The following is a 17,120-nucleotide window of genomic DNA, read 5'->3' on the forward strand; positions in this document are numbered from 1 at the left end:
CGCATCCGCCGTCGACGCCACGGAGGCGCCGTGAACCCCCGACCGCCACAGCTCCGCCGCCTCGCCCTCGTCGTGCTCGCCGTCCTGCTGCTCGGGGGCGGCTCCCTGGGCTACGTACTGCACGCCAGGCACCGCGACCTGCCGACGGCCGCCGGGGACGGATCGTTCAGCCTGGCCGCACCCGGGCTCTACTACCGGGACGCGGCAACCGGACGCGTCGCCCGCCAGAGCGGCACCGGCGGGCCGCCCGCCACGGGAGGTCCCCCCTGCGAGCGCTTCTACGCCGCGGGGGAGCGCGCCCTGTGCCTGCGCAAGCTGCCCGGCATCCCGGCCCGCACCCAGGCCCTCGTACTGGACCGGCAGCTGCGCGAGGTCAAGCGCGTGACGGTACCCGGAATCCCCAACCGGGCCCGCGTCTCGGCCTCAGGGAACGTACTGTCCTGGACGGCCTTCGCGACCGGCGACTCGTACGCCACGACCGCGTTCTCCACCCGGACCTCCATCCTCGACCTGCGCACCGGCTACCTGATCAAATCGATGGAGGAGATCCCGCTGACCATCGACGGGACCCGCTACCACGCTCCCGACGTCAACTACTGGGGAGTGACCTTCGCCCGGGACGACAACCGCTTCTACGCCACGGTGTCGACCAAGGGCCGCACCCACCTCGTCGAGGGGGACCTGCGCAACTGGTCGGCGAAAGCCTTGCGCGAGAACGTCGAATGCCCGTCGCTGTCACCGGACAACACCCGCATCGCCTTCAAGAAGAAGGTCTCCGACGACCCCGCCGCACCCTGGCGACTGTACGTCCTGGACCTGGCGGACCTGCGCGAACACCCGCTCGCGGAGACGCACAGCGTCGACGACCAGGCGGCCTGGCTGGACGAGATGACCGTCGGCTACGCCCTCCCGGGACGCGAAGGACGCGCCGGCGACATCTGGTCGGTCCCGGCGGACGGTACAGGCGCTCCGCGCCTCCTGATGCCCGGCGCCTCCTCCCCGGCCGCGACGTACTGACCGCCCCGGGCCGCCATCGAACGGACGGATCACGCCGAGCAGTCGGTCGCGCTCGACAGCGGTGGAGGAGAAAGAGCTCCCGCCCGCGCGACATCCTGACCCTTCGCGTAGTCAAGAGGGGTATGCACGGGGATCACGAAGCAAGCGGACGGGCGGGGACCGAGTGAAAGCAGCACAGGAGGATGAGTACCTGGAGTTCGTGGGGGCGAAGGCAACGGCGCTCTACCGCTCGGCGTACGCGCTCGCGGCCGGCGACACGCATCTGGCCGAGGACCTGGTCCAGGAGACCTTCAGCCGGGTGTACGTGCTGCGCTACTGGGAGGGTCACAGCATCGAGGAGACCGCCCGGATGCTCAGGCTGAGCAGCAGCGCGGTCCGCTCGCAGGGCACCCGGGCACTCGCCAGGCTGCGTGCCCTTCTCGGTCAGAGCAACAACCCCTCGGACCCGCACGGTGGGTACGTCGCCAACGGTGGACCGGTCGTCGACGACGGGAACGGCGCCGCCTTCGTCGGTGTATCGGCCAGGCGGCTCAAGCTGCCGCTCAAGGAAGGCGACGGGCTGAGCTGCGAGGGGACGCCCGCGCGTGCCGCGGGCGACACCTGCACGCTGAGCGAGCTGCCGAGCAGCGCCGCGGTTCCCGGCGGGGCGGTGGTGATGGCGGAGCAGAACGCCGCCGAACGGCCGGCCCGGGCGGGCACCGCCCGCCGCTGGACGGTGACGGTGACCCTGAAGTCGACCGGCGCGCAGCTTCAGCTGGTGCAGTGGAACAGCACCGGCGGCGGCAGCGGTTCCGACACGCCGAAGCCGGCCCGTACCGCTCCTCCGCTCTCCGAGCAGCAGGTGGTGGCCGCACTCACCGGTGCCGCCTGGGCGCCGATCCTCGGCGCTGTCGGCTGAGCCGTTGCGCCGGCACCGTCGCGGCTACGGCTCGCCGTACGGCACGTCGGCCCCCGGCCGTCCGGACGTGCTCCGGCTGCGCTCGGACCGTAGCCCGCGACTCCCGGCATCGCCCCGCCTCACGCTGATCGGCCTCACGGGCGGTCAGCTGCGGCGGGGGGCAGGGGGCGCTTGTAGTAGCGCCACGGGAACCAGCCGTTGCCGACTGCGATCCATCCCTCGGATTCCATCCGCCGCTGGCGTCCGCCGTAGGACAGCGACATCCGGCAGTGCTGCCAGGGGTGGCCGGAGGCCTCGACCTCGTGGAAGAAGGCTCCGTAGCCGACCAGATGCCACCCGTCGCGCCCGGCTTCGTCGAGGGCGGCCATCTCGTTGAACGCGGTCAGGGGTGTGAGGGTGCGGCGCTTCGGAGCGTCGGGACCGCTGGGGGACGCGCCGGACCGGAAAGCGTCCTCCTCCTTGTTCGAGAACCGCTGCTGCGCGGCCTGGCGGCTCACGCCCAGGACGCGCCCGATGGTGTCCCAGCTGTGCCCGGCGGCTCTGGCGCCCTGGACGGCCTCGCGCAGCAGCCGGCTCGCCTCCTCGGCGCCGACGCGTGAGGCATCGACCAGCCGCAGGTAGCCGGCCGCATCGTGTTCGAGGGAGTCGGCCAGATTGTCGGAGACGTCCAGTACGGCCGCGGCGATGCCCTCTCGGATCCGGGCGGACTCCTGGGGACGCAAGGGTTCGCTGTTCAACGTCGCGCTCCGGTAAGGGGTTCGAGCGCGTCGAGTATTTCCTCGTCGCGGCGTACGCGGTCGGCCGCGGCCCGGGCCGTCTGCGCCGCGACGGCGTATCCGGCGGTGGCCACCTTCAAGATCGACATGCGTCAAGAAAACCTTGACGGGCACGACTTGTCAAGAACTCCTTGACGCCCAGGGCGAGCCGCCGTCCCGACCCGCTCCGCCCGTCCGCCCCGCGGCCAGCCGGAGCGCCGCCGTCACCACCGAGCCACGCCCCGTGACGCCCGGTCCGTCGCGGAAGCGCGCTGCGGTTCCCGGAGGCCGGTTCCGGCCACATGGATCACGTTCTGATTTCTTAGCATCAGAGGCCAACTATTTGCCCGGCCTCCACCACGGCGACTAGAAAGGACAGAACCGATCCGAACCCTGCGATGGGGATGATATCGAAGGCGGTGGATGCGCATGAACGCGTGCAGCACGATCGAACCGATCTCGGTCAGAATGCCTCAGAGGAATCCGAGTTCCGGCTACCTTCCTTGATGTGGGCGGCCATGCTGAAACCTGTGTGGTTTTCCCCGACGCACGCATCGGTGGACGAGTATCGGCTCCTGACCTCGACGATCCGGTCGAGGGCGGAGAATGCTCAGGGATTTTTCGGCGGAGCCTCGCGCCTGCCGGGGGAGACGACCTACCTTCCCCTCCGTATTCAGCTGCGTGGTCTGTCCATTGAGCTCTACATCGAGCTCCACCTGAAGAACGCGGGCATGCGCATCGCCGGATTCCGCAACACCTTCGAGAACGGACAGGCCCCGCCGGAATCGTGCGTCCGCCACGTGCAGGACGCCATCGCACCACCGGGGATCCGCCGGACCGCGGTCCTGCCGTTCGGCGGCAGCCGCTCCGACCTGGAGACGGCCGCGGCCGTGCGGCGTTCGGGGATCTTCCTGGGGCGCCGGCCGCTGGGCAACGCGGTTGTCTGGCTGCACCAGAACCGCGATCCGAAGTGCACGGCACACGGAATGCTCGTTCTCTCGGAAATGATCTGTGAGGCCGCCCGATACCCCGCCCTGGCCGATGCGATGTCGCGCATCTGGATGATCGGCGGACGGTTGTCGGCGACGGCACCCGCATGAATCACCGGTTCGGCCGGACGCTCGAAGGCGTCCCGATCTGCGCACATCAGATGGTCCGTTCCGATTGCCACGCCGAGGGATCGAGGAAATGCACGTCGTAACGGTCCTGCTCGCTACGGAGACTGTCAAGGGATTCCAGGTCGTGCTGAATGCGCCCCAACGCGCGGAAGTAGCCGAACCGGTCGACCCCCGGGGTCAGCACCACGAGCAGCTCGGCGGTGGAACCGGGCGTGGCGCCGAAGGCGTGTGGCATCCGGGGCGGGACGACGACCAGCGCACCCGGCCCCACGGTCTCCATCTCACCGTCCAGGGAAAACCGGACCGTGCCGTCCAGTACGTAGAAGAGTTCCGACGACCGTGCGTGATAGTGCGGCCCGGCACCGTCGGCCCCCTCGCCGAGGGTCAGGCGGTTCGCCCCCAGTGCGCCGCCGGTCGCGCCGGAGTCGGCCAGCAACCGGAAGCCACCGCCCTGTTGTGGCAAGGGAACGTACTCGGCCCCCTCGGACCGAACGACCAGTGCCCCTGTGCCCTCACCGCTGTCCCGCGTCATCTTCTGGCTCCCGTCTCACGAGTCTGCGAGGTCGGTTCCATTCCAGCCGGGGAAGAATCCGCGAACCAGAATCAGTTGTCGCCCTCAGAAATCACCGATCGTGATCAATCGAGGGAGGAGGCGCATGGAACTGCGGCAGCTGCAGTACTTCGTGGCCGTCGCCCAAGAGGGCGGTTTCGGCCGTGCCGCTGGGAGACTCGGCATCGTCCAGTCGGCCGTGAGCCAGCAGATCCGCCGCCTGGAGCGGGAGCTCGGGTTGTCCCTGTTCGATCGCTCCACCCGCCATGTGCGCCTGTCCGGTGCCGGCGAGCGACTGCTCCCCGAAGCGCACGCCGTCCTCGCGGCGGTGAACCGCACCCGGCAGATGGCCGCCGACATCGTCTCCGGCGGCGAGGGCCTCCTGCGGCTGGGTACCGTGCACGGTCCCGGCGACCGGATCTACCGCCTCCTGGACACGCTTGGCGGCTCGGCCCCTCGGCTCCACGTCCGGCTGCGGCGCCTGCCCGTTGCCGAGCGGCTGGTCGCCGTACGCTCCGGCGACCTGGACGCCGCCCTCGTACGGGCCCTTCCCGCCGCGCCGGAGCTGGAACTCCTGCCGGTGTGGACCGACCCGCTGTACGTGGCCGTACCCGATGGCCACCCGCTGGCAACCGAGCCGGCCTTGCACCTGGAACAGCTGGCGCACCTCCCGCTGCGGCTCGCGCCGCGGGAGAACAATGCCCCGTTCCACGACCTGCTCACCGAGGCCCTCCGTGCCACCGGAAGCGAACCCCTCCCGGGGCCGCCGTTCACCAACTTCCAGGAGACCCTCACCGCCATCGGGAGCAGCCCGCCCTCCTGGACGGTCTTCTACGAAGTGGCCGGCCTGCCCCCGGTCCCACGGGTAGCCCTGAGACCACTGACCGGCCTCACGCTCACCACGTTCCTGGCCGTACTCCCCGGACCACCCGCTCCGCCCCTGCGCCACCTGCTCCGGGCACTCGCCGATACCGACCCCGGCCGCCCCAGCCACACCGCCGGGGCACCCGGTACGTGATCCGGGGTCCGGCTCCTGCCCGATGGCGGCCGGGAGCCTGCCCGCGCCAGGTGCTGCGCGCCTACAGCCGTCATGGTGCATGTTCGTGGGACGGTCATGGTTGCGCCTGTCGGCACATGAGCTCTCGGATGCCGGCGTGAGGCACCTCGGACCTTGGGCGGACGGACGGACGACGGGATGGCGGGTATGACGGGACCGGCTGGTGCCGGGGCTGCGGGACCGGTGCCGGGCACACGGCGGATCCTCGCTCCGCTGGCGTTGGCACAGTTCATCTGCAGCTTCGCCGGCTCGAACATGAACGTGATGATCAACGACATCAGCGAGGACCTGGACACCACCGTTCAGGGCGTGCAGGTCGCGATCACGATCTTCCTGCTGGTGATGGCCGCGCTGATGATCCCGGGCGGAAAACTGACCGACAAGTGGGGCCGCAAGCGCTGCCTGTTGGCGGGCCTGGTGATCTACGGAGTGGGGGCGGTGATCAGCGCCGTGGCGCCCGGGCTGGGCGTGCTGATCATCGGGAACTCGATCCTGGAGGGCGTGGGGACGGCGCTGCTGATCCCGCCGGTCTACATCCTGACCACGCTGCTGTTCACCGACACGGCGTCCAGGGCGCGCGCGTTCGGGGTGATCATGGCGATGGGCGGGATCGGTGCGGCCGCGGGCCCGCTGATCGGCGGCCTGATCACGAGTGCGATCAGCTGGCGGGCGGCGTTCGTGTTCCAGGCGCTGGTGATCGTGGTGATCGTGGTGCTGAGCCGCGGGATCGACGATCCACTGCCGCCCGACCCCGCCCGCCCCTTCGACACCGTGGGGGCCGTGCTGTCGGCGGCAGGGCTCGTACTGCTGGTCACCGGCATCCTGGCCGTCGACAACAACGGCTGGCTGGCGCTGGGCCTGCTGCTGGCCGGCGCCCTCGTGCTGGCGGGCTTCTTCGCCTGGGTACGGGGGCGGGAGCGAGCGGGCAAGGAGGCCTTGCTGTCGACGACCCTGTTCCGCAACCGCACCTCCGACCTGGGCCTGATCACCCAGAACACCCAGTGGCTGATGCTCATGGGCGTTTCGTTCACCGTCGCCGCCTACCTACAGGTCGTCCGCGGCTACGACGCGATCGAGACCGGCGTGATCTTCACCGCCGCGACCCTCGGCATCCTCGCCTCGTCGCTGGCCGCGGAGAAGCTGGCCCGCCGACACGCGCAGCGCACCCTGATCATGGCCGGCTTCGCCGTGACCATCGCCGGCATCGCCGTACTCCTCGCCCTGGTCGCCGGGACACCCGGCTCCTGGGCGTTCGCCCCCGGACTGCTGCTGATCGGACTGGGGCTGGGCGTGATGCTCACCCCGTCGGTGAACATGGTCCAGTCGTGCTTCCCCGAGTCCCGGCAGGGTGAGATCTCGGGGCTCTCGCGCAGCGTCTCCAACCTCGGGTCCTCGCTGGGGACCGCGGTGGCGGGAACGATCCTGGTGTCGGGGCTCAGCACGGGCGCGTACGCGGCGGCGATGGCGGCGCTGGCGGTGGTCGGCCTGGGCGGCCTTGCGGCCGCCGCCCTCCTCCCACGCACCCACCCGACAGCGGCCGCCGAAGCCGGCGACGCGGCAGGCTGACAGAGGTCAGGGGGTGGGCCGGCGTCCTCCAGATCGTCGCCGACGAGCCCGGTCTGCCCGTCCTGTTCGGCACCCGGAGCGGGCGGGACGGTCAGGAGGCGGAGGAGTTCGGGGTGTGACGCCGAGTCGTGGTGTTGACCGGACGGGCCCGGGCATGAAGCGACGAGCGCCGTGCCAGGCGCTCAGGCGAGGCCGGTCCTCAACGCTACGAGGGAGTCGTCCAGCGCCCTCGCGGCAGCGGGTACGTGCGGGGCGAGGGTGCAGAAGGCGTGGACCAGGTCTTCGTGGTTGCGGTGTTCGACGGGGACGCCTGCCGCGCGCAGCAGTTGGGCGTAGCGGACGCCTTCGTCGCGGATGGCGTCGCCCTGGACGGTGGCGATGTAGGCGGGCGGCAGGCCGGCGTGGCTTTCGGCGTAGGCGGGTGCGGCGCCGGAGGTCTTGGGGTCGCGGTCGCCCAGGTACCAGCCGGCGCTCAGTACGACGGCGCGGTGGGGCAGGACGGGCGCGTCGGCGTTCTCCCCCTCCGAGGGCAGGGTGGGGTCGATGTGCGTGCACGGGTACCACATCAGCTGGAAGCGCAGCGGTGGCCCACCGGTGTCGCGGGCGCGCAGGGCGACCATGGCGGCCAGGTTCCCGCCGGCCGAGTCGCCGGCCACGGCGATGCGGTCCGGGTCCCCGCCGAGTTCGCCGGCGTGGGCGGCGGTCCAGCGCAGCGCGGTGAACGCGTCCTCCACCGCCGCCGGGTACGGGTCCTCGGGGGCGAGCCGGTAGTCGACGGAGACCACGACCGCGCGTGCTCGGTGGGCGATGGTGCGGGCGACGTTGTCGTGGGTGTCGAGGTTGCCCATGAAGAACCCGCCGCCGTGGTAGTACACGACCACCGGCAGAGCGGTCGGGTCGGCCCGGGGCCAGTAGATGCGTACGTCCACCCCGTCGACGCGGCGGTCCTCGATGCGCGGCAGTTCGACGACGCGCGGCTGTGCGAGGGCGTTCGCGATGTTGGCGCGGCGCAGTTCCTCCAGCGAAACCGCATCGAAGTCGGTCGCCGGCATGTCGTCGAGCAGTTTCCGCAGAGTCGGATCCAGGGGCACGGCGCCGCTCACTCCTCTCACCGTCTCGCCGGGGTGCGGTCCGCACGCCGATCACTCTAGAACGCAGGAGGGCGAAAGGGGCGAATGGACATCGGCGGACGGTGACCCGGCGGTTTCACTTGAACGGGTGACGCGTGGCCGGTTGAGCGCGCTGGACGACGGGGGTGTGTGCCGGGCTGCTGCCGTCGGGTCCGTTGCCCGGGGACGGCGGTACGAGCACCGACGCCGGGGGTTCGCCGGACGACCCCGTCCCGGCCGGGGAGAGGGCCGGGACCGGGGTGTCCGGGTGCCGTACGGATCCGGGCGGCAGCCCGTCGTGCGGCCGGGTCTACCGCATGCCGCCGGGGGAAGGGCGGCATGAGGCGGGGCCCGCTCCGGGTGTGCCGTCCGCAGGCGGCAGCTTCCGGTACCACGCGTCTAACCCGGCTTTCCCCGTCCAAACACCGTTCCCTCCAGAATTTCTGAGGACACGTCAAGGTCGAGAGAGGGACCGTGCTCTCGCGACACACGGAGGCGCCACTCCATTCGTGTCCAGCGCGGGAGGGTTCCCCGGATGTGGGCTGCGGATACGACAAGGCGCCCCGCACCGTCTTGCGTTGGGGTGCGGGGCGCCGAGGTGTCCGATCAGGCCGGGGTGACGTTCTCCGCCTGCGGGCCCTTCGGGCCCTGGGTGACGTCAAAGTTGACCTGCTGGTTCTCCTGGAGCTCGCGGAAGCCGCTGGAGTTGATCGCCGAGTAGTGGACGAAGACGTCCGGACCGCCACCGTCCTGCGCGATGAAACCGAAGCCCTTTTCCGCGTTGAACCACTTAACGGTGCCCGTAGCCATTTGTTTCCCCTGTCGAGGATCGCGGAGTACTGGCTTGTCAGTACCCCTGGGTGAGGTGATCGCCCTGGTCCTCGGACACTGCTGTACAGCACGCCGCCCGCGACGCGAACCGCGGGCGCTGAGACTTCGGAGCCACGACTACTAGCAGGGAAGTTAGCCTATCCGCAGTCAATTGGCTACAGACCGCAGCGAAGGAGGGTCCCGCGCGTACGGCACTGAGAGCAGAGTTCGCCGCCGCCGGGGACGACCACACTGAATTGGTAACCATAGTTGTCGTCCGCGAATGCGGTAACTATAGTTGTCGCATGACGATCCATGAGATCACCCCAGAAGAACGAGCGGAGCTCGACAAGGCCTTGTACGACGCCTTGCATCCACTGGCCGCAGCCGTTCGCTCCCGGGAGACCGGACTCCCTGCGGACCGTCTGTGGGACGCGGACCCCGCTGAAGTTGCTCTCTCCGTCCTTGCCGCGTGGAGGGTGGTGGATGGTGAGGTCGGACGGTTGACCGCGCAGGCGGCGGCAACCGCCGGCTCCTACGGCGCGAGCTATGAACGGCTGGGGGCCGTGTGGGGGATCACCCGGCAGGGTGCACGTAAGAAATGGCCCGAAGCCGTCAGGCGGCCGGCGCCGGTGACACCAGGCACGAGCGCGCTCGCCCTCTTCGGGGGGACCGCTGAGCTGGTGCAGGCGCCCTCCGGCGAATGGCGCTGGACGGGCACGGGCGCTGATGGGGCATCCGGCATGGCCGGCGACGGGGCGTGTTACGCGACCGCGGAAGAGGCGGCGGCCCACGCGGGCGCCTTCCTCAAAGACCATGCCCTCGACGCCCCTGACCGGCGGATGAAGCCTGCGGGGTGACGCGGGCGAATTGGGGCCGTGGGGCTTTGAGGACGTAGGTTGACGGCATGGTGCAGGGGGTGGACTCCGCGGCGCAGATCATGCCGCAGGAGCAGCAGGTAAAGGGTCGGCACGCCGTCCGGCGGCAGAAGGACAAGGGCGGGGCGGCCCGTTCGTCCTTGCTGATGGCTGTCGGCACGGTGGTGTCCCGGGCAACGGGGCTGATCCGCCAGGTGCTGCAGGCCGCAGCGCTGGGCACGGGCTTGCTGGCCAGTACGTACAACACGGCGAACACGGTGCCGACGAGCCTGTACACGTTGCTGATCGGCGGCGCGCTCAATGCCGTGCTCGTGCCGCAGCTGGTACGGGCCAGGACGACGCAGGCCGACGGCGGACGGGCCTACGAGCAGCGTTTGGTCACGCTCGTGCTGTGCGTGCTGGGGGTCGGAACGGCTCTGGCGGTGTGGGCGGCGCCGCAGATCGTGGGCCTGTACATGCGGGACACCCCGGACGGTCATGAGGCGTTCGAGCTGACGGTGACGTTCGCCCGGTTCCTGTTGCCGCAGATCTTCTTCTACGGGCTGTTCAGCATCTACGGGCAAGTGCTGAACGCCCGCGAGAAGTTCGGCGCGATGATGTGGACCCCGGTGCTGAACAATGTCGTGCTGGTCGGCATGTTCGCCGCCTATCTGGGGCTGATGTCGGTGCCCGACCGGGTGCAGGACATCACTGCCGACCAGGTGTGGCTGCTGGGGATCGGAACGACGGCGGGCATCGCCGTGCAGGCCCTGGCACTGATCCCGTTCGCACGGGCTGCGGGTTTCCGGTTCCGGCCGCGGTTCGACTGGCGGGGCACCGGTCTGGGCAAGAGCGTCCACGCGGCGAAGTGGACGCTGCTGTTCGTCCTGGCCAACCAAGTCGCCCTGACGGTGGTCACGAACTACGCCAATGCCGCCGACCAGGAGCTGCCGCAGGCCGGCGCGGGCTACTCCGCCTACACCTATGCGCAGACCATCTGGATGCTGCCGCAGTCGATCGTGACGGTGTCCCTGGTGACGGCGCTGCTGCCGCGCATGAGCCGGGCCGTCGCCGAGGGGCGCATTCCGGATCTGCGCGCGGACCTGTCCCGGGTGCTGCGGATCAGCGGTGTGGTCATCGTGCCGGCCGCTTTCCTCTTCCTCGCTCTGGGGCCGCAGATCGCGGCGCTGCTGTTCGCCCACGGAGCGGCGGACACCGACTCGGTCCGCCCGCTGGGGTACATGCTGCAGGCGTTCGGGCTCGGGCTCATTCCCTTTTCCGCCCAGTACCTGCTGTTGCGCGGCTTCTACGCCTTCGAGGACACCCGCACCCCGTTCTTCATGGCGGCTTGGATCGCGGCGGTGAACATTGCCCTGGCGACGGCCTGTCATTCGCTGCTGCCTGCCCGGTGGGCGGTCGTCGGCATGGCCGGGGCCTACACCCTCTCCTACGCGGCCGGCCTCGCCCTCACCGCGCATCTGCTGCGCAGGAGACTCGGGGGCCGCATCGACGACGACGGCGGCCTGCGCCGCACCTACCTGAAACTGTTCTGCGCCGCGGGCCCGGCTGCCGGGCTGGGCTGGGCTGCGGCACGTGCGTGCGCGGACCTGGGAAGCGGGACGTGGCCCACGGCCGTCGCACTGACTGCGGGGGCGCTCGCGACAGCCCTGGGGTACCTCCTCCTCGCCCGGCTGATGAAGGTCAACGAGCTGCGCCGCCTGCCCGGAACGCGTTGAGCCCAGGCACGACTCACACCGCCGGAGGGCGCGTATCGGGCCGTGGCCGATGAACGGCTCCTCCCCGGCTGGCAGAGCCCGGATGCCGGCCCTGATCCTCTCACCGAGCACGTTCGGCTTGGCGAAGACTGTGGAACACCTCTGCGGTCGCCCATCCGCGCAGCGTGGCGTGAATCGACGAGCGGAACGCGGCCTCGGCCGTGGTGGCGTCGAGGGCCCCGGCCAGTTCGAGAGTCACGAGCCCGTGCAGGGTTGCCCAGATCGACAGGGCGATCGACCTTGCTTCGCCGGCGAGGACGGACGCCGTCAAGGCGCGATCGATCGCCGCGAGGAGCGGACGGATCGGGTCACTGGCACCGACTTCCCCCGACGGGTCGAAGGACTGCACACCACCGAACAGCACCGTGTACAGGTGGCTGTATCCGCACCCCCAACGACGGTAGGCGACGGCCAGCGCGTAGAGGTCGGCGAGAGGGTCCGCGGAGGTCTGCACCGCCGACACGTGCTGGAACAGGCCGGCGACGGCTCTGTCGCGCACCGCACCGATCAGCCCGTCCTTACCACCGAACAAGGAGTACACCGCCGTCGCCGACGCCTCGGCAGCAGCAGCCACGGCGCGGACCGTCACCGACTCCTGCGGACGGGTGGCGAGCATCTCGGTCGCGCACTCCACAAGCCGCTCTCTGACGGCCTCGTCGTTTGTTCTCGGCCTACCCACGGCCAGCAGCCTACCCCCTCTGATAACGTCGTTTTGAAACAGCGTTCTGAAACTGTCGGAGGTCCGCCGTGCCCACGCCCGTTTTACGTAGCGTCCGCTTCACCGGACGCTTACTGCTGGCCCTGGCCGCCGTCGCGACGCTGGTCGTCGTCTTTCTCGCGCTGATCGCCCTCACGGACGGGGCGGGTTCGGGGCTCGCCGCCTGGTTGACGACCCTCGGGACCGGGGCTGTCCTCGCGCTGTGGCGGGGCCGGCACCGCACTTGGCCGGCGCGGCTCGTGCCGTTCCTACCGGTGGTCATCGCGGCGGCGTTGACAGCGACGGTCTGCATCCCGACCGTGCCCACGGTCCGGCGGTACCCGCCCGCGCTGCCGTTCGTGTCCGCTCAGCACTGGAACCTGGCCACAGGCAGCCGGGTCGCGGTGTATCACTACCCGCCCGCGAACCCCGGCCCCCGGCATCCCGTCCCGTTCGTGTACCTCCACGGAGGACCCGTCCGAGGCATCTCCGTGCAAGACCACCGGTTCCTGCAACTCCTGGCACGCCAGGGCTACGACGTCTACGCCTACGAACAGGCCGGCGGTGGACGAAGCGACCTGCTCACGATGGACCGGTACACGATCTCCGGGTCGGTCCGTGACCTCGCCGCCTTCGTCGATCGCCTGGACAAGGGCAAGGTCGACATCCTCGGATTCTCCGGAGGCGGAGTCGTACTCACCCGAGCCCTGGCCGACCCTGGCGTCGCCGCACGCCTGCACCGGGCGATCATCGCCGAGCCCGGGCCCATGGACGGCCCCACCGCACACACCACCGGGCACAAGGGCCGAGCATCCGCACGGGGTCTGGCCCCGGCCCCGACCGGACCGCGATCGACGCACGTCCCCCGCTACGCCGTGGCATTCGGCCTCATGCGACTGGGACTCCTCACCCCCGACACCGGACTGATCGGACAGGCCGAGGGCGACAACGCCTTCACCGCAGCCGACCTCGGCAGCGACACCGCAGGCGCCTACTGCGCGCGCGACGCGCACCGCATCCCCGCCGAGGACACCGCACAGAACTTCTCCTTCAGCCCCGCTGCCAGCCTCCGCGTCCAGCAGACGGTCAAGGACTCGCCCTCCCTCGCACCGCTGCTGAGGCAGTCCCGGACCCCCGCGATGCTGATGATCGCCGAATGTTCCTCCCAGGTCCGTCAATGGGCGACCGCCATCCTTGCCCATGACCCCGCTATCCAGCGCACGCAGTACATGCCCGGAGTCGGACACCACATGTGGAACGGCCTGGACGACAACGACGACCGAGCCGCCGCCGTCATCACCGCGTTCCTTCAGAACGAGCCGGCCCCCCTGCCGAACTACCCGACCCGCGACGAGATCCCTGCCTTCCTGCGCGACCACGAATGAAGACGTCGTAGCCCGTCACCGGCAACGGCGGGTGAACCCTCGAAGCCGCCCGGGCCCTGCGCGAAGTAATCAACTTGCTGTCCGCCCCGGCGGGCGGGCAGAGTCTGGATCATGATTGAAATACGCACTTTGGGATCGGACGACTGGCCCCTTTGGCGGGAGTTGCGACTGGCCGCGCTCGCTGAGGCGCCCTACGCGTTCGGATCGACGCTGGCCCAGTGGCAGGGCTCCGGCGACCGAGAGGAACGCTGGCGTTCCCGTCTGTCGATTCCTGGCGCGCACGATCTCGTCGCGCTCCTCGACGGCCTTCCGGTGGGTCTGGCCAGCGGAGTGCCGGGCGAGGGAGCAGAGAACGTGGAGTTGATCTCGATGTGGGTCAACCCCACCGCGAGGGGCAAGGGCGTGGGTGACTCTCTGATCCAGGCGGTCGAGCGGTGGGGGGCGGAGCGCGGTGCCACGACCCTGCGGTTGTCCGTCATGCCGGACAACCGCAAGGCGACCGTGCTCTATGAGCGTCACGGTTTCACGGACACGGGTGAGCCCGGCGATCTTCTGCCCGATGGCGTTGGCAGGGAGCGGGTCATGGCGAAGAACCTGGCCGCCGGCTGATCTCCACCTCCCGGGCACGGCGGGATCCCTCACTTGGGTCGTCCGCCTGCACGAGCCGCGCGATCACCGGCACGGTGTTCCCGCCCGCCGAGGCCGGCAACATCATCGCCAAGCGGAACCGCACCGTGCCGGTGGTGCCCCGTCGTACGATCCGCTGCAGCCTCTGCCCCTCCTTCCGATCCGACCATCGCGATCCCGGTCCCGTAGCCCACGGCGTGATCCGTGCCGCCGATTGCCCAGTCCCAGGCCTGCACACAGGCTTGGGCGGCGTTGCAGAAGTTGTGCTTGAACCAGATCCGTTCGTTCGTGGTGCGGATGGCCGTTTCGCCGTAGCCGGCCGGTTCGCCGCCCGACTGCTTTGACGCGGGTGTCGGTGGTGGCCATCGCAGCTTTCCTCCGGTCGGGTGCTCTGGCCCGACCGCCGATTCCAGTCCCATCTAGGAAGGAAACTGTCCTAGTTGGTCTCTAGTGTCGTCATGTCACGAAGGAACGCAGGAGAGGACGACACCGATGAGTCAGACCGCACCCGAGGGCTACACCACCGTTGCACCGTGGGTCGTCACGGACGACACCGGCGCACTGCTCGACTTCATCACCGTCGCGTTCGGCGGCCAAGAGACGGCACGGGTGCCGGTCGAGGACGGCACCATCGGTCACGGCGAGATCCGGGTCGGCGACACGGTCGTGCTGGCCTTCGACCGACGGCCCGACTGGCCGGTGATGCCCTCCCTGCTGCGGGTCTACGTTCCGGACGCGGACGCCGCCATGGCTGCCGCTGTCGCGCACGGGGCAGTGGTGATCACCGAGGCCGCCGACAGTGCGTGGGGGGATCGCGGCGGCAGGGTGCGGGACCCGTTCGGCAACATCTGGTGGGTGATGAGCCGGGTCGAGGACGTCGCACCGGACCTGGCCTGGCAGCGGATGTCGGAGCCGAAGTACGCCGAGGCGATGCGCATGGCCCAGGAGACCCTGGACGCCGCGCTCAGCGGCCGGGAGGCAGGGGTGGCCAGCGCCCCGCGGCGCCCGGCCCACTGAGATCGACTTCCGCGTGACCGCAGAGGACGGTCCGGCCGTATGATTCGCCGAATGCCGAAATGATGAGGCACTCTGGAGTCATGGACCACGTACCCGCTTCCGGACCGACGGATTCTCCGGCCCCCGCCGCGCGGCTCGCCGCCCTCGCCGCCGCTCTGGCCGACGAGACCCGTGCCGCGATCTGTATGACCCTGCTGGAAGGGCGCGCCTGGACCGCGGGTGAGTTGGCCCGGATCACCGGGGTGGCCCCCTCCACCGTCAGCGGGCACCTGGCCCGCCTCCTCGATGCGGGAATCTGCGTGACGGAGCGGCAGGGGCGGCACAGCTACGTGCGCATCGCCGACGCCGCAACGGCCCGATTGGTGGACGAACTCGCCTCCTACGCCGTCCCGGGCCGGGATGCGGCGCACACCGTACCGGTGGTCGCCGCGCCCGACCCGCTCGCGCGGGCTCGCACCTGCTACGACCACTTCGCGGGGCGGCTCGGCATGGCGGTGACGGACGCGATGGAACACCGGGGCCTGCTGCGTACGGAGGACGTCTTCGCACTGACCGAGACCGGACTCGACTGGTGCCGACGGGCGGGCGTCGAGGTCGCGGGCGCGGGGCGCAGGCCGCTGGCGAGCTCCTGCCTGGACTGGACCGAGCGCCGCCGCCACCTGGGCGGCCTGGTCGGGGCGAGGCTGTGCGCCCGGGCCCTGGGCGAGGCCTGGGTGGTGCGTCCGGAGGGCGGTGGCCGGGGTCTGCTGGTGACGGGGGCGGGGGAGGAGGCCTTCGGTGAACTGCTGGGGCTGACCCCGCGCGCGTGGAGCTAGTGGGCGCTCCGCAGGCTCTGACGCCTTCCGGGAAGTTGGGGTAAAAATATTTCGGTGAAGACCGAAGTATTGAGTGTAGGGTCGGGGACCATGAAGACCCACTCGCGTGCCCTTCCGCCCGGCCTCCTCACCGTCGGAGCCGTGTGCTGCACGGTGTTCGCCTGGGCGTCCGCCTTCGTGTCCATCCGCAGCGCCGGAGCCGCCTACTCGCCGGGGGCGCTCGCCCTCGGCAGGCTGCTCGCCGCCTCACTCGTCCTCGTCGTGATCCTCCTCCTGCGCCGCGAGGGCCTGCCGCCGCGCGGCGCCCGCCGCGGCATCCTGCTGTCCGGCTTCGTGTGGTTCGGCGGTTACACGGTCGCGCTGAACTGGGGCGAACGCCTCGTCGACGCGGGCACCGCGTCCCTGCTCGTGAACACCGGGCCGATCCTGATGGCGCTCCTCGCCGCGCGCCTGCTCGGTGAGGCCCTGCCACCGCGGCTGCTGACGGGAATGGCGGTCTCCTTCGCCGGCGCCGTGGTCGTCGGCCTGTCGATGTCGTCCGGCGGCGACGGCTCGACCTCGGTGCTCGGGGTGGCACTGTGTCTGCTCGCGGCGGTGGCGTACGCGACGGGCGTCGTCGCGCAGAAGCCCGCGCTCTCCTTCGGGACGCCGCTGCAGATCACCACGTACAGCTGCCTGACCGGGACCGTGGCGTGCCTGCCGTTCACCGGGCAGCTGGTGGCCGAGATCCCGCGGGCCCCGCTCTCCGCGACCCTGAACATGGTCTACCTGGGCGTGGTTCCGACCGCCCTCGCCTTCACCACCTGGACCTACGCCCTCGCCCGGATGCCGGCGGGGAAGCTCGGCGCGACGACCTACGCCGTGCCGGCCATCGTCGTCCTGCTGAGCTGGATCCTCCTGGGCGAGGTGCCGGCCTGGCTGACCCTGCTGGGCGGTCTGCTGTGCCTGGCCGGAGTGGCCGTCTCCCGCTACAGTCCGCGCGCCCGGAAGGCCGCCGGGGTACTGGCGGACGGGCCCGCGCCCGGAGCCGCCGACGCGCGAGGGCGGTAGGGCGCGGCGGGGGCGGA

General features: G+C 70.4%; 17 protein-coding genes and 2 pseudogenes. 12 read left to right on the forward strand and 7 right to left on the reverse strand.

Going from position 1 to position 17,120, the window contains the following annotated elements:
* The first annotated feature begins 3 nt into the window (after positions 1-3).
* Positions 4-1,017, forward strand: coding sequence for a hypothetical protein (locus ADK52_RS36290; protein WP_324615957.1), 1,014 nt, complete (start codon positions 4-6; stop codon positions 1,015-1,017).
* Positions 1,018-1,180: 163 nt separating this feature from the next.
* Positions 1,181-1,444 (forward strand): annotated as a pseudogene (locus tag ADK52_RS44205) (sigma factor-like helix-turn-helix DNA-binding protein); the annotation flags it as partial.
* A gap of 605 nt (positions 1,445-2,049) precedes the next feature.
* Here the strand turns inward: ADK52_RS44205 and ADK52_RS36300 are convergent.
* Both ADK52_RS36300 and ADK52_RS44685 read right to left on the reverse strand, forming a co-directional pair.
* Positions 2,050-2,652, reverse strand: coding sequence for a hypothetical protein (locus ADK52_RS36300; protein ID WP_053694103.1), 603 nt, complete (start codon positions 2,650-2,652; stop codon positions 2,050-2,052).
* Entirely contained in the window at positions 2,649-2,780 is a 132-nt protein-coding gene (locus tag ADK52_RS44685; RefSeq protein ID WP_267887320.1) for a hypothetical protein, read from the reverse strand. The genes ADK52_RS36300 and ADK52_RS44685 overlap by 4 nt, the downstream gene beginning before the upstream one ends.
* A gap of 288 nt (positions 2,781-3,068) precedes the next feature.
* Between ADK52_RS44685 and ADK52_RS36305 the strand changes: the two genes are divergently transcribed.
* Positions 3,069-3,770 (forward strand): ribosome-inactivating family protein, encoded by a 702-nt coding sequence (locus tag ADK52_RS36305; RefSeq protein ID WP_053694104.1) that lies wholly within the window; start codon positions 3,069-3,071, stop codon positions 3,768-3,770.
* Positions 3,771-3,816: 46 nt separating this feature from the next.
* Here the strand turns inward: ADK52_RS36305 and ADK52_RS36310 are convergent, their stop codons facing one another.
* Positions 3,817-4,320, reverse strand: coding sequence for a cupin domain-containing protein (locus ADK52_RS36310; protein ID WP_053694105.1), 504 nt, complete (start codon positions 4,318-4,320; stop codon positions 3,817-3,819).
* Between the two features lie 124 nt (positions 4,321-4,444).
* On the opposite strand from ADK52_RS36310, the gene ADK52_RS36315 reads away from it, so the two are divergent.
* Both ADK52_RS36315 and ADK52_RS36320 read left to right on the forward strand, forming a co-directional pair.
* On the forward strand, positions 4,445-5,356 hold the full coding sequence (locus tag ADK52_RS36315) for a LysR family transcriptional regulator (protein WP_053694106.1): 912 nt from the start codon (positions 4,445-4,447) through the stop codon (positions 5,354-5,356).
* 177 nt (positions 5,357-5,533) lie between these two features.
* Positions 5,534-6,961, forward strand: a complete 1,428-nt coding sequence (locus tag ADK52_RS36320) for an MFS transporter (protein ID WP_053694107.1) — start codon at positions 5,534-5,536, stop codon at positions 6,959-6,961.
* 182 nt (positions 6,962-7,143) lie between these two features.
* On the opposite strand, the gene ADK52_RS36325 is transcribed toward ADK52_RS36320, so the two are convergent.
* Complete coding sequence (locus ADK52_RS36325; RefSeq protein ID WP_199828602.1) at positions 7,144-8,052, reverse strand: alpha/beta hydrolase; 909 nt, start codon at positions 8,050-8,052, stop codon at positions 7,144-7,146.
* Positions 8,053-8,676: 624 nt separating this feature from the next.
* Entirely contained in the window at positions 8,677-8,880 is a 204-nt protein-coding gene (locus ADK52_RS36330; protein WP_053694109.1) for a cold-shock protein, read from the reverse strand.
* A 305-nt stretch (positions 8,881-9,185) separates the two neighbouring features.
* Here ADK52_RS36330 and ADK52_RS36335 point away from each other — a divergent pair, with 305 nt between their 5' ends.
* Positions 9,186-9,740, forward strand: a complete 555-nt coding sequence (locus tag ADK52_RS36335; protein WP_053694110.1) for a hypothetical protein — start codon at positions 9,186-9,188, stop codon at positions 9,738-9,740.
* A 47-nt stretch (positions 9,741-9,787) separates the two neighbouring features.
* The gene (gene murJ, locus ADK52_RS36340; RefSeq protein WP_053694111.1) at positions 9,788-11,473 is read left to right on the forward strand and encodes a murein biosynthesis integral membrane protein MurJ; all 1,686 of its coding nucleotides are present in this window, start codon (positions 9,788-9,790) and stop codon (positions 11,471-11,473) included.
* A 100-nt stretch (positions 11,474-11,573) separates the two neighbouring features.
* On the opposite strand, the gene ADK52_RS36345 is transcribed toward murJ, so the two are convergent.
* Complete coding sequence (locus ADK52_RS36345) at positions 11,574-12,191, reverse strand: TetR/AcrR family transcriptional regulator (RefSeq protein WP_053694112.1); 618 nt, start codon at positions 12,189-12,191, stop codon at positions 11,574-11,576.
* A 68-nt stretch (positions 12,192-12,259) separates the two neighbouring features.
* Between ADK52_RS36345 and ADK52_RS36350 the strand changes: the two genes are divergently transcribed.
* Positions 12,260-13,594, forward strand: coding sequence for an alpha/beta hydrolase (locus tag ADK52_RS36350; protein ID WP_053694113.1), 1,335 nt, complete (start codon positions 12,260-12,262; stop codon positions 13,592-13,594).
* Between the two features lie 111 nt (positions 13,595-13,705).
* Positions 13,706-14,203, forward strand: a complete 498-nt coding sequence (locus ADK52_RS36355) for a GNAT family N-acetyltransferase (RefSeq protein WP_053694114.1) — start codon at positions 13,706-13,708, stop codon at positions 14,201-14,203.
* Positions 14,204-14,240: 37 nt separating this feature from the next.
* On the opposite strand, the pseudogene ADK52_RS44210 reads toward ADK52_RS36355, so the two are convergent.
* Positions 14,241-14,423, reverse strand: a pseudogene (locus tag ADK52_RS44210) (hypothetical protein); the annotation flags it as partial.
* Positions 14,424-14,713: 290 nt separating this feature from the next.
* Here ADK52_RS44210 and ADK52_RS36360 point away from each other — a divergent pair.
* The 3 genes from ADK52_RS36360 (at position 14,714) to ADK52_RS36370 (ending at position 17,103) form a co-directional block, all read left to right on the forward strand.
* The gene (locus tag ADK52_RS36360) at positions 14,714-15,238 is read left to right on the forward strand and encodes a VOC family protein (RefSeq protein ID WP_053694115.1); all 525 of its coding nucleotides are present in this window, start codon (positions 14,714-14,716) and stop codon (positions 15,236-15,238) included.
* Between the two features lie 80 nt (positions 15,239-15,318).
* Complete coding sequence (locus ADK52_RS36365) at positions 15,319-16,053, forward strand: ArsR/SmtB family transcription factor (RefSeq protein WP_053694116.1); 735 nt, start codon at positions 15,319-15,321, stop codon at positions 16,051-16,053.
* A 90-nt stretch (positions 16,054-16,143) separates the two neighbouring features.
* Positions 16,144-17,103 (forward strand): DMT family transporter, encoded by a 960-nt coding sequence (locus tag ADK52_RS36370; protein WP_053694117.1) that lies wholly within the window; start codon positions 16,144-16,146, stop codon positions 17,101-17,103.
* Positions 17,104-17,120: the final 17 nt, after the last annotated feature.

Origin of the sequence: Streptomyces sp. WM6372 (assembly GCF_001279655.1) — a bacterium.
Lineage (GTDB): Bacteria > Actinomycetota > Actinomycetes > Streptomycetales > Streptomycetaceae > Streptomyces.

Bases quoted from the DNA above. Each gene is read 5' to 3' on its own strand.
- ADK52_RS44685 (WP_267887320.1), bottom strand. From the start codon at position 2,780: ATGTCGATCTTGAAGGTGGCCACCGCCGGATACGCCGTCGCGGCGCAG.
- ADK52_RS36305 (WP_053694104.1), top strand. From the start codon at position 3,069: ATGGGGATGATATCGAAGGCGGTGGATGCGCATGAACGCGTGCAGCAC.
- ADK52_RS36310 (WP_053694105.1), bottom strand. From the start codon at position 4,320: ATGACGCGGGACAGCGGTGAGGGCACAGGGGCACTGGTCGTTCGGTCC.
- ADK52_RS36315 (WP_053694106.1), top strand. From the start codon at position 4,445: ATGGAACTGCGGCAGCTGCAGTACTTCGTGGCCGTCGCCCAAGAGGGC.
- ADK52_RS36320 (WP_053694107.1), top strand. From the start codon at position 5,534: ATGGCGGGTATGACGGGACCGGCTGGTGCCGGGGCTGCGGGACCGGTG.
- ADK52_RS36330 (WP_053694109.1), bottom strand. From the start codon at position 8,880: ATGGCTACGGGCACCGTTAAGTGGTTCAACGCGGAAAAGGGCTTCGGT.
- ADK52_RS36335 (WP_053694110.1), top strand. From the start codon at position 9,186: ATGACGATCCATGAGATCACCCCAGAAGAACGAGCGGAGCTCGACAAG.
- murJ (WP_053694111.1), top strand. From the start codon at position 9,788: ATGGTGCAGGGGGTGGACTCCGCGGCGCAGATCATGCCGCAGGAGCAG.
- ADK52_RS36355 (WP_053694114.1), top strand. From the start codon at position 13,706: ATGATTGAAATACGCACTTTGGGATCGGACGACTGGCCCCTTTGGCGG.
- ADK52_RS36360 (WP_053694115.1), top strand. From the start codon at position 14,714: ATGAGTCAGACCGCACCCGAGGGCTACACCACCGTTGCACCGTGGGTC.
- ADK52_RS36365 (WP_053694116.1), top strand. From the start codon at position 15,319: ATGGACCACGTACCCGCTTCCGGACCGACGGATTCTCCGGCCCCCGCC.
- ADK52_RS36370 (WP_053694117.1), top strand. From the start codon at position 16,144: ATGAAGACCCACTCGCGTGCCCTTCCGCCCGGCCTCCTCACCGTCGGA.